The 11,334-nt window shown below is 56.3% G+C and carries 11 protein-coding genes; all 11 read right to left on the bottom strand.

Annotated elements, in window-relative coordinates; all coding sequences use genetic code 11:
• Nucleotides 1–352: 352 nt before the first annotated feature.
• Nucleotides 353–2,185 carry a glutamine--fructose-6-phosphate transaminase (isomerizing) gene (glmS, locus tag ACMX3H_RS13840; protein ID WP_415211247.1) on the bottom strand — a complete coding sequence of 611 codons (1,833 nt, stop codon included), beginning with the start codon at nucleotides 2,183–2,185 and terminating at the stop codon, nucleotides 353–355.
• A gap of 148 nt (nucleotides 2,186–2,333) precedes the next feature.
• Entirely contained in the window at nucleotides 2,334–3,710 is a 1,377-nt protein-coding gene (gene glmU / locus ACMX3H_RS13835) for a bifunctional UDP-N-acetylglucosamine diphosphorylase/glucosamine-1-phosphate N-acetyltransferase GlmU (protein WP_415211246.1), read from the bottom strand.
• Nucleotides 3,711–3,993: 283 nt separating this feature from the next.
• Nucleotides 3,994–4,416: a F0F1 ATP synthase subunit epsilon gene (locus ACMX3H_RS13830; protein WP_415211245.1), complete on the bottom strand. Its 423-nt coding sequence runs from the start codon at nucleotides 4,414–4,416 to the stop codon at nucleotides 3,994–3,996.
• Between the two features lie 20 nt (nucleotides 4,417–4,436).
• Nucleotides 4,437–5,819 carry a F0F1 ATP synthase subunit beta gene (atpD, locus tag ACMX3H_RS13825; protein WP_415211244.1) on the bottom strand — a complete coding sequence of 461 codons (1,383 nt, stop codon included), beginning with the start codon at nucleotides 5,817–5,819 and terminating at the stop codon, nucleotides 4,437–4,439.
• A gap of 32 nt (nucleotides 5,820–5,851) precedes the next feature.
• The gene (atpG, locus tag ACMX3H_RS13820; protein WP_415211243.1) at nucleotides 5,852–6,715 is read right to left on the bottom strand and encodes a F0F1 ATP synthase subunit gamma; all 864 of its coding nucleotides are present in this window, start codon (nucleotides 6,713–6,715) and stop codon (nucleotides 5,852–5,854) included.
• Nucleotides 6,716–6,765: 50 nt separating this feature from the next.
• Nucleotides 6,766–8,307, bottom strand: coding sequence for a F0F1 ATP synthase subunit alpha (gene atpA / locus ACMX3H_RS13815; protein ID WP_415211242.1), 1,542 nt, complete (start codon nucleotides 8,305–8,307; stop codon nucleotides 6,766–6,768).
• A gap of 12 nt (nucleotides 8,308–8,319) precedes the next feature.
• Nucleotides 8,320–8,853 (bottom strand): F0F1 ATP synthase subunit delta, encoded by a 534-nt coding sequence (gene atpH, locus ACMX3H_RS13810; RefSeq protein ID WP_415211241.1) that lies wholly within the window; start codon nucleotides 8,851–8,853, stop codon nucleotides 8,320–8,322.
• 14 nt (nucleotides 8,854–8,867) lie between these two features.
• A complete protein-coding gene (atpF, locus tag ACMX3H_RS13805; RefSeq protein WP_415211240.1) occupies nucleotides 8,868–9,338 on the bottom strand; it encodes a F0F1 ATP synthase subunit B in 471 nt (156 codons plus the stop codon).
• A 57-nt stretch (nucleotides 9,339–9,395) separates the two neighbouring features.
• Nucleotides 9,396–9,635 (bottom strand): F0F1 ATP synthase subunit C, encoded by a 240-nt coding sequence (gene atpE, locus ACMX3H_RS13800; protein WP_000429386.1) that lies wholly within the window; start codon nucleotides 9,633–9,635, stop codon nucleotides 9,396–9,398.
• Nucleotides 9,636–9,684: 49 nt separating this feature from the next.
• Nucleotides 9,685–10,503 carry a F0F1 ATP synthase subunit A gene (gene atpB, locus ACMX3H_RS13795; RefSeq protein ID WP_415211239.1) on the bottom strand — a complete coding sequence of 273 codons (819 nt, stop codon included), beginning with the start codon at nucleotides 10,501–10,503 and terminating at the stop codon, nucleotides 9,685–9,687.
• A gap of 8 nt (nucleotides 10,504–10,511) precedes the next feature.
• The gene (atpI, locus tag ACMX3H_RS13790; RefSeq protein WP_415211238.1) at nucleotides 10,512–10,892 is read right to left on the bottom strand and encodes a F0F1 ATP synthase subunit I; all 381 of its coding nucleotides are present in this window, start codon (nucleotides 10,890–10,892) and stop codon (nucleotides 10,512–10,514) included.
• Between the last annotated feature and the right edge of the window lie 442 nt (nucleotides 10,893–11,334).

The raw sequence follows: 11,334 nt of genomic DNA, 5'->3' as shown, positions 1-11,334 counted from the left end.
TCCAGCGGGAAATTGGGACGACGTCTTGAGGGTTTTGGTGGGGTTTGTTTCATGAATTGCGCCCATTAAAAAAATAATGGACATCATCTTCAATAACTTGATGGGGAATTAACAGACGGCGCTGGGCGTACGCTTACCTTTTAAGCCTGTTTCACCGCCCGCGCCGGCGCCATCCGCTCTCGCTGCGGGGATAGCGATAGCGTCTTGGGATCTCTTTATGCTGTGTTTTCGCCGAAATGCGGCAATGGCGGGGCCGACGGCAATCTACCCGCACTCCGTTGGAAACCATCACCGTCTTTGACAGCGGGCACCGTCGGCGCGCGCTGGCCCGACGACGACACCCGCAATAAGGTTATTCCACCGTTACCGATTTAGCCAGATTACGCGGCTGATCGACGTCAGTCCCTTTAATCAGGGCGATGTGATAGGCCAGCAATTGCATCGGCACGGTGTAGAAAATGGGCGCCACAATCTGCTCCACGTGCGGCAGCGGGATAATTTTCATATTTTCGCTGGCGGTAAAACCGGCATCCTGCTCCGCGAAAACATACAGCAATCCCCCACGGGCGCGAACTTCTTCGATATTGGATTTCAGTTTTTCCAACAATTCATTGTTGGGGGCGATGACGATCACCGGCATATCGGCATCGATGAGCGCCAGCGGGCCATGTTTCAGTTCTCCCGCGGCATAGGCTTCAGCGTGAATATAAGAGATTTCTTTCAGCTTCAGCGCCCCTTCCATGGCGATAGGGTAAAGATCGCCGCGGCCTAAAAACAGCGCGTGATGTTTACCGGAGAAGCCTTCGGCCAGCGTTTCAATGGGCTTATCCAGCGACAGCATCTGCTCGATGCGGCTCGGCAGCGCCTGCAGAGCATGAACGATATCTTCTTCTATCCCCTGGTCCATACCGCGCAGGCGGCCGATACGCGCCACCAGCATCAACAGCACCGTCAGCTGGGTAGTGAACGCTTTGGTGGAGGCTACGCCGATTTCGGTGCCGGCCCGGGTCATCAGCGCCATATCCGATTCGCGCACCAGCGAGGAGCAGGCGACATTACAGATGGCAAGCGAACCCAAATAGCCGAGGGCTTTGGTCAACCGCAGCGCCGCCAGAGTATCAGCAGTCTCGCCGGACTGGGAGAGGGTTATCAGTAAACTGCAGGGGCGCACCACGGGTTTGCGATAGCGGAACTCGGAGGCGATTTCCACATCGCAGGGCACGCCGGCCAGGGCCTCGAACCAATAGCGGGAGACCATGGCGGAGTGGTAGGAGGTGCCGCAGGCAATAATCTGCACGTGCTGCACCTGGCATAGTAACGCATCGGCGCCATCGCCCAATTCCGACAGCGTTACCTCTCCATGGCTGAAGCGACCTTCCAGCGTGTTTTTGATCGCCTGCGGCTGCTCAAAAATTTCCTTTTGCATATAGTGGCGGTACAGCCCTTTATCGCCAGCGTTGTATTTTACCTGGGATTCAATTTCGGGCCGCGCCACGCTCTCGCCGGCCTGGTCCCATACCCGAACGGTACGGCGGGTAATTTCGGCGATGTCGCCCTCTTCGAGGAACATAAAGCGGCGGGTGACGGGCAGCAGTGCCAGTTGATCGGAGGCCAGAAAGTTCTCGCCGACGCCGCGGCCAATCACCACCGGACTGCCGGAGCGTGCCGCCACCAGCACGCTGGGATCGCGGCTATCCATAATGACCGTACCGTAGGCGCCGCGCAGCGCGCCTACGACCCGCTGCATCACCTCAAAGAGCGCGCCGCCCTGCTGGCGCTGTTCCCAATGCGCCAAATGCGCGATCACTTCAGTGTCGGTTTGTGTAACGAACGTATAGCCGCGTTCACGTAGCAGCTCGCGCAGCGGTTCATGATTTTCGATGATGCCGTTATGGACGACCACGATGTGTCCCGAGACGTGGGGATGCGCGTTATTTTCCGTCGGCTCGCCGTGAGTCGCCCAGCGGGTATGGGCGATACAGGTGCCACCGGAGAGCGGGTGCGCCTGCGCCGCCTCGGTCAGGGCGCTGACTTTACCCACCCGGCGCAGGCGTTGCAGATGGCCGTTATTGTCCACCACCGCCAGGCCGGCGGAATCATATCCACGATACTCAAGACGACGTAATCCCTCCAACAGGATCTCGGCAATATCACGCTGCGCAACCGCACCTACTATTCCACACATCTCGGTTATTCCTGATTAAACGGCTGCAATCGCCGTTATGAGCTAGCACCAAATCCGACCGGTGCGGCGCCGCTACACGCCCCGGGTCTTGCCGGCCGCTTTAGGGTAGCGCGGCGGACAAAACCACCCGCTAAGGGCGGCCGCATCCTCATTTTTTCTTCACCGGCCGCGTCCAGTTGGCAATGGGAAACTGACGGATCCGGCTGATGACCATTTCTCCGTCGGCCACATCGCACGTGACGGTCGTGCCGGCGCCGATGGTGGCACCGCGGCCAATGGTTACCGGCGCTACCAGTTGGCTATCGGAACCGACGAAGACATCGTCGCCGATAACGGTTTTATGCTTGTTGGCGCCATCATAATTGCAGGTGATGGTACCGGCGCCGATATTGACCTGTGCCCCTATCTCGGCGTCCCCAAGGTAGCTGAGATGGCCGGCTTTCGACCCTTTGCCCAGGCGGGCCTGTTTCATCTCGACAAAATTGCCCACGTGCGCGCCTTCCTCCAGCTCACTGCCGGGGCGCAGGCGGGCGAAAGGGCCGAGAGTACTGCGCGCCGCCACGCGGGCGTCTTCGATAACGATATAAGGGCTGATGACCACATCATCACCGATGACCGCATTTTTCAGGACGCAGCCGGTGCCGATAATCACCCGGTCGCCCAGCGTTACCTGCCCTTCAAGAATGACATTAGTATCAATAGACACATCCTGCCCGTGGCGCAATTCACCGCGCAGATCGAAACGGTCAGGATCGAACAGCATCACACCGGCCAGCAGGAGACGCTCCGCCTGCTCTTGCTGAAAAAGCCGCTCCAGACGCGCAAGCTGCAGCCGGTTATTCACCCCTTCAACTTCGCTATACCGCGAAGGCTGCACCGTATTGATTTTACGGCCTTCATTCCAGGCCATGGCGATAATGTACGTCAGATAGAACTCGCCCTGCGCGTTATGGTTGGTTAACTGCCCCAGCCAGCGTTTTAAATCGCCGCCGCCGGCAACCAGAATACCGGTGTTGATTTCCTTTATCTGCCGCTGCTGTTCGCTGGCGTCTTTCTGCTCGACGATACTGGCCACCTCGCCGTCGGCGCGCACGATACGGCCATAGCCCTCGGGGTTGTCCAGCGTTACCGTCAGTAGGCCAATACCTCCCTCCGGCCGTGCCGTCAGCAGCCGCTGCAACGTGTCGGGAGAAATAAGTGGGACATCGCCGTACAGGATCAGGACATCTTCCTCGTCGCGCAGGTCCGCCAGCGTCTGCTGCACGGCATGGCCGGTGCCGCGCTGCTCGGCCTGCAGCACCCAGTTCAGGGGTGCATCCTGGCGGGCAAGCCGTTCACGCAGCAATTCGCCTCCGTGACCGTAGACCAGATGGATGCGCGCCGCGCCCAACTGGGTTGCGGCATCAATGACGTGTTGCACCATAGCTTTACCGGCCAGGGGATGCAGCACTTTCGGCAAGGCGGAAAACATTCGACTTCCCTTTCCGGCGGCAAGGACAACCACGCTTAATGCTCGATTCGACATAACCATCCTGTGGAATTCTGTTTATCAGACGAAAGTAAACCCGTTCGCAGGCGGGATTACTACATATTTTGGCATGAAAAACACTTTACAGGGCGTAGCCGCCTGGCGCTAAGGCTATTTGTCACGATTGTGTTGCCAGAAAGGAAAATGGCGGCGTAACTGACGTTTTTTTCAGCGGCGCGGACGTGAAATTGCCCCTATGGGCCGGTGATTTTTCCGCGACTTAATTAAAGACAAAAAAAAAGCCGGTCATCGCGACCGGCCTTTCATGATTCACACTTGATTACATCGCTTTTTTGGTCAGTTCGATGACCCACAGTTTCGCCAGCGCTTTGGAGAGCTCGGCCGACGCCTGAGCATAATCAATATCACCGTGGGAGTTATTGATATGCTCTTCCGCCTTGCGTTTAGACTCCATCGCCCTAGCTTCGTCAAGATCCTTGCCGCGAATGGCGGTATCGACCAGTACGGTAATCGTGCTGGGCTGCACTTCGAGTACACCACCGGACAAGTAGATATACTCTTCGTTGCCGTGCTCTTTAACGATACGCACCATACCGTGCTTAATGGCGGTGAGCAGCGGCGCGTGGCCGGGGAAAATCCCCAGTTCGCCTTCGCTACCCGTCACCTGGATTTTCTCAACCAGCCCGGAAAACATCTGTTTTTCGGCGCTGACCACATCCAGATGGTAAGTTTTTGCAGCCATATCACCCTCCTCTCAAGGCGTTACAGTTTCTTGCCTTTTTCCACGGCTTCGTCAATGGAACCCACCATGTAGAACGCCTGTTCCGGCAGATGATCGTATTCACCGTCCATGATGCCCTTGAAGCCACGGATCGTGTCTTTCAGCGCCACGTACTTGCCGGAGGAGCCGGTGAACACCTCCGCCACGAAGAACGGCTGGGACAGGAAGCGCTGGATCTTACGCGCACGCGATACCACCAGCTTGTCATCTTCGGACAGCTCGTCCATCCCGAGGATAGCGATGATGTCCTTCAGCTCCTGATAGCGCTGCAGAATGGACTGCACGCCGCGCGCCACATCATAATGCTCCTGGCCTACCACTAACGGATCCAGCTGACGGCTGGTGGAGTCAAGCGGGTCAACCGCCGGGTAAATACCCAGAGAGGCGATTTGACGGCTCAGAACCACGGTCGCGTCAAGGTGGGCGAAGGTGGTCGCCGGCGACGGGTCGGTCAAGTCATCCGCGGGGACATATACCGCCTGCACCGAGGTGATAGACCCGGTTTTTGTGGAAGTGATACGTTCCTGCAATACGCCCATTTCTTCCGCCAGCGTCGGCTGGTAGCCTACCGCGGACGGCATACGGCCAAGCAGCGCGGACACTTCGGTCCCGGCCAGGGTATAACGGTAGATGTTGTCGATGAACAGCAGAACGTCACGGCCTTCATCACGGAACTTCTCCGCCATGGTCAGGCCGGTCAGCGCCACGCGCAGACGGTTGCCCGGCGGCTCATTCATCTGGCCATACACCAGCGAAACCTTATCGATAACGTTGGAGTCGGTCATTTCATGATAGAAGTCGTTACCTTCACGGGTACGTTCACCCACGCCGGCGAACACGGAGTAACCGGAGTGTTCGATAGCGATGTTGCGAATAAGCTCCATCATGTTTACGGTCTTGCCCACGCCGGCGCCGCCGAACAGGCCGACTTTACCGCCCTTGGCGAACGGACACATCAGGTCGATAACCTTGATACCGGTTTCCAGCAAATCCTGGGAACTGGCCAGCTCTTCATAGCTCGGCGCCGGACGGTGAATGGACCAGCGTTCTTCCTCGACGATATCGCCCTTCATGTCGACCGGCTCGCCCAGCACGTTCATGATGCGGCCCAGGGTAGCTTTACCCACCGGCACTTCAATCGCGCGCTCGAGATCGGTCACTTTCAGGCCGCGACGCAAACCGTCGGAGGAGCCCATCGCGATGCAGCGGACGACGCCGCCACCCAGCTGTTGTTCTACTTCCAGCACCAATTTCGCGGCGCCGTTTTCCACTTCAAGCGCGTTGTACACCTTGGGTACGGCGTCTTGCGGGAACTCGACGTCGACCACGGCGCCGATAACCTGGATAACATTTCCAGTAGCCATCTTGAATCCTCTACGTAATTCGTAACCTAAACCTAAACCGCGGCGGCTCCCGAGACGATTTCGGTGAGTTCCTGAGTGATGCTGGTCTGTCGAGCCTTATTGTAAACAAGTTGCAGCTCTTTAATCAGGCTGCCGCCGTTGTCCGTTGCGGCTTTCATCGCTACCATACGCGCGGCCTGTTCGCTGGCCAGGTTTTCAACGACGCCCTGATAAACCTGCGATTCCACATAACGACGCAGCAGGGTATCCAGCAGCGTTTTGGGATCGGGTTCATACAGATAATCCCAGGATTTGGTTTTCAAATCCGCTTCTTCCGCTGGCGGCAGAGGCAGGATTTGCAGAATCTGCGGCACCTGGGACATGGTATTGACAAATTTGTTGCTGACAATATAGAGCTTGTCCAGGCGGCCTTCGTCATAGGCCTGCAGCATAACCTTTACCGGCCCGATCAATTCAGACAGCGTGGGGTTGTCCCCCATGCCCGTCACCTGAGCAACTACTTTGCTCCCGACCGAATTGAAGAAAGACACCGCCTTGGAGCCAATCAGCGCCAGTTCGGTTTCCACGCATTTCCCGTTCCACTCTTTCATGTCCGCCAGCAGCTTTTTGAACAAATTAATGTTCAGGCCGCCCGCCAGACCGCGGTCGGTTGCCACCACCAGGTAACCCACGCGCTTCACGTCGCGCTCGTCCAGATAGGGGTGTTTGTATTCCAGATTACCCAGTGCAAGGTGACCAATCACTTTGCGCATCGTTTCTGCATAAGGACGGCTGGACGCCATGCATTCCTGAGTTTTACGCATTTTGGAGGCAGCGACCATTTCCATCGCTTTGGTGATCTTTTGCGTATTCTGGACGCTTGCAATCTTACTACGTATCTCTTTTTCGCCGGCCATTTCTGCTTCTCCTCATTGCTTTATGGCCTGCCGGAGCAGGCCATAGCGCGTTACAAGGACTGGGTTGCCTTGAAGGTATCGAGAATACCTTTCAGCTTGCCTTCGATATCATCGTTATAAGCGCCAGTCTGGTTGATTTGTTGCATCAATTCGTCCTGCTCGCGGTCCACGTAGGCCATTAGCGCGGCTTCAAAATCGCTGATTTTCGCCAGCTCGACATCTTCCAGATAACCGTGTTCCGCTGCGAACAGCACCAGCGCCTGCTGGGCGACCGACATCGGCGCATACTGTTTCTGCTTCAGCAGTTCGGTCACTTTCTGACCGTGATTCAGCTGTTTGCGGGTAGCGTCATCCAGATCGGAGGCGAACTGGGAGAAAGCGGCCAATTCACGATACTGCGCCAGCGCGGTACGGATACCGCCGGACAGTTTTTTCATGATCTTGGTCTGGGCGGCGCCGCCGACGCGGGAAACCGAGATCCCCGGGTTAACGGCGGGACGGATACCGGCGTTGAACAGGTTCGATTCCAGGAAGATCTGACCATCGGTGATGGAAATCACGTTGGTTGGTACGAAGGCGGAAACGTCACCGGCCTGGGTTTCGATGATAGGCAGCGTGGTTAACGAACCGGTCTTACCCTTCACTTCGCCCTTGGTGTAGTTTTCAACGTATTCCGCGTTAACGCGGGAAGCGCGCTCCAGCAAACGGGAATGTAGGTAGAATACGTCGCCGGGATAGGCTTCACGGCCGGGCGGACGACGGAGCAGCAGGGAGATTTGGCGATACGCCACGGCCTGCTTGGAGAGATCATCATAAATGATCAGCGCGTCTTCGCCGCGATCGCGGAAGTATTCGCCCATGGCGCAACCGGCATACGGCGCCAGATACTGCAATGCGGCGGATTCAGATGCGGTGGCGGCCACCACGATGGTGTTCGCCAGCGCGCCGTGCTCTTCCAGCTTACGTACCACGTTGGCGATAGTGGACGCTTTCTGGCCGATGGCGACATAGATACATTTGATGCCGCTGTCGCGCTGGTTGATGATGGCGTCGATGGCCAGCGCCGATTTCCCGGTCTGACGGTCGCCGATAATCAGCTCGCGCTGACCGCGGCCGATAGGAATCATGGCGTCGACGGACTTATAACCGGTCTGCACCGGTTCATCGACCGACTGACGTTCGATAACGCCCGGCGCAATGGCTTCAACGGCGGAGAAGCCGTCGTGCTCCAGCGGGCCTTTACCGTCGATAGGCGCCCCCAGGGTATTGACCACGCGGCCAAGCAGGCCACGGCCGACCGGCACTTCCAGAATACGCCCGGTGCACTTGACTTTCATGCCTTCGGCCAGATCCGCATACGGCCCCATGACCACGGCGCCGACGGAGTCGCGTTCCAGGTTCAGGGCGATGGCGAAACGGTTGCCTGGCAGCGCGATCATTTCACCCTGCATGACTTCGGCAAGGCCGTGTACGCGGATGATCCCGTCGCTGACGGAAACGATGGTACCTTCATTGTGAGCTTCGCTCACTACATTGAACTGAGCAATGCGCTGCTTGATCAGTTCGCTGATTTCGGTGGAATTCAGTTGCATGCTCCAGTCCCCTTAAGACTGCAAGACGTCTGCCAGGCGCTCCAGACGACCGCGTACGCTGCCGTCTATCACCATATCGCCCGCGCGTATCACGACACCGGCCACGACAGACTTATCAATTTTGCAAATCAGCTTAACTTTGCGTGACAGACGTTGCTCCATCGTGGCGCTAATTTTTGCCAGTTGCTCTTCTTTCAACGCACTGGCGGAAATGACATCCACTTCCATAGTCGCCTCCTGCGCCGCGCGCAGAAGAATGAACTGTTCCAGCACGTCGGGCAGAACCGCCAGACGCCCATTTTCCGCCATGACCCGAATCAGGTTCTGACCGGAGGCATCAAGCTCCTCGCCACAGACCGCGATAAACGTTTGCGCCAGCTTTTCGGGCGCAACGGCGCCCGAAAGCAGTTCGGCTATCCGCTCATTGCGGCTCACCTCGGCGGAGAACGCCAGCATCGACTGCCAGTGCGCCACGTCCTGGTGCTCGACAGCAAAGTCAAAAGCCGCTTTGGCGTAGGGGCGAGCTACAGTTACCAGTTCAGACATCGGCCCCTCCCTCCTTACAGTTCAGCGACAATTTTATCGACGATGTCGCTGTTGGCAGCTTCATCCACGGAACGTTCGATGACCTTCTCGGCACCCGCCAAAGCCAGCATAGCTACCTGCTTGCGCAACTCCTCGCGGGCGCGTTTGCGTTCGGCGTTAATTTCCGCTTGCGCCTGCGCCAGGATTTTGTTGCGTTCCGCTTCCGCTTCAGCTTTGGCTTCATCAACCACTTGCGCTTTACGCTTGTTGGCCTGTTCGATGATCGCCTGGGCTTCCACCTTCGCTTGCTTCAAATGATCGGTTGCTTCGGCCTGAGCGATGTCCAGATCTTTTTTTGCGCGTTCCGCGGAAGCCAGACCGTCAGCAATTTCTTTCTGACGCTTCTCGATGGCGGCCATTAACGGCGGCCACACATACTTCATGCAGAACAGCACAAACAGGACAAACGCGATGGCCTGGCCGAGGATTGTTGCGTTAAGATTCACAACACAATGCCTCTTGTAAAGTTAACGGTTCGATGTTGGTTAGCTTGGCGTTTAACACTAGGCTACGGCGAACATCACGTACAGGCCCAGGCCCACGGCGATCATGGGGATGGCGTCAACCAGACCCATAACGATAAAGAACTGCGTGCGCAGCAGAGGGATCAGATCAGGCTGACGCGCGGCGCCTTCCAAAAATTTACCACCCAGGATGCCGATACCGATCGCAGCACCGATTGCCGCCAGACCCATCATCACAGCGGCAGCCATGTACAGCAGATCCATATTCAGGTTTTCCATGACAGTCTCCAGTTTGTTTCAGTTAAACGCAGTATTAAAGTTATAAAAATCAATGTCCTTCAAACATCATCGAGAGATAGACAATCGTCAGGACCATGAAGATAAAGGCTTGCAGCGTAATAATCAGGATATGGAAAATGGCCCAGGGCACATTCAGAATCCATTGCGACCACCATGGTAACAGACCGGCAATCAGGATGAAGATCAACTCACCTGCATACATGTTGCCAAACAACCGAAGGCCCAGCGACACCGGCTTGGACAGCAGGCTGACGCCTTCGAGAATCAGGTTGACCGGAATGAAAATCGGGTGATTGAACGGCTGTAGGGTAAGCTCTTTAACGAAGCCGCCGATCCCTTTCATCGTCACGCTGTAATACAGGATGAGGATAAACACGCCGAGCGCCATCGACAGCGTAATGTTAACGTCAGCCGACGGCACCACGCGCAGCGCCGGCAAGCCCAGCACGTGCTCGCCGAGATAGGGCAGCAAATCGATGGGCAGCAAATCCATCATGTTCATCAAAAAGACCCAGACGAAGATGGTCAACGCCAGCGGAGCAATGAGTTTGCTTTTACCGTGGAACATATCCCGCACGCTGCCGTCGACAAAGCCGACCACCAGCTCGACGAAGGTCTGCATTTTTCCGGGCACGCCGCTGGTGGCGCCTTTGGCGACGCGGCCAAATATCAGCAGGAAAATCGCGCCCAGCAGCAGCGAGAAGAACATGGAATCAATATTCAGGACCCAGAAAGACGCCGCCGAGTGGGGATTAACCAGTTCAAACGTACGCAGGTCCAACTGAAGGTTGTTCAGGTGGTGGCCTATGTATTCCTGTGGAGTAGCGATTTCTCCTGATGCAGACATGATGCCTCTTACCCTTTGTTGTTAATTACGGCCGGTGCCAATATCTGCACAATCAGCACCGATAAATAGGTCAGGCCCAATGGGACAAACGCGGCCTTGAACATCCCAAGCGCGACGACCAGCAAGGCGATGGTCGCCGCTATTTTCAGCCCCTCGCCGATGGCGAACGACCAGGCGATGCGACCCGAGACCGCGGCCTGGGCCTGATGACGGCATGCGTACAGCATGAACACGACATTCGGCAACCAGGCGACCAGCCCGCCCCCCGCAGCTGATGCGGCGGCGCGGGAGCTTTGCAGAGCGAACAGAACGCTGAACAGCACCAAAGTCATCAACTGGGCAAACAGTAGCTTTCCAGCGACTTTACCGCTGTAAAGGGCTAAGGTCATGACTTTGATACTCTCCCTACCCGCTCAACTCCGGCTGAGTGTGTATAAAACTGCCTTTGCCGCGATCCGATCAGTTAAGCGGTGAAAAACGTGCAAATTATACGGGTCAGTACTACGAATTCAATCGATAAGTAGCGAAAAGGTGAATAATAATTTAAAGAATGCAGATTTCATTTTTTTACCGCAAAAACGCGGGAATCATAACATTCAAAACTTTCCAACGCTTCACCAATTATCGCCTGTAAAACTGTGCACAAAATCACACCACGGCGGATTTAAAAGCGCGAGCCAGCGGTTAATTCGTAAGCGCCCCGTGGAGGACGTCTTGAATTATTGGTGGGTTTGTTGTATGAGACAGTAAACCTACGTTACACGCTTATGCTCATTGCATTTTCACATTATATTGATTTTAATAACTTTTATTTCCATCCCGGTTTGAGTG

The organism is Sodalis sp. (in: enterobacteria), assembly GCF_047607725.1.
Taxonomy (GTDB): Bacteria; Pseudomonadota; Gammaproteobacteria; order Enterobacterales; family Enterobacteriaceae; genus JBLKSS01.
This window is presented reverse-complemented; position numbering and strand designations above follow the sequence as displayed.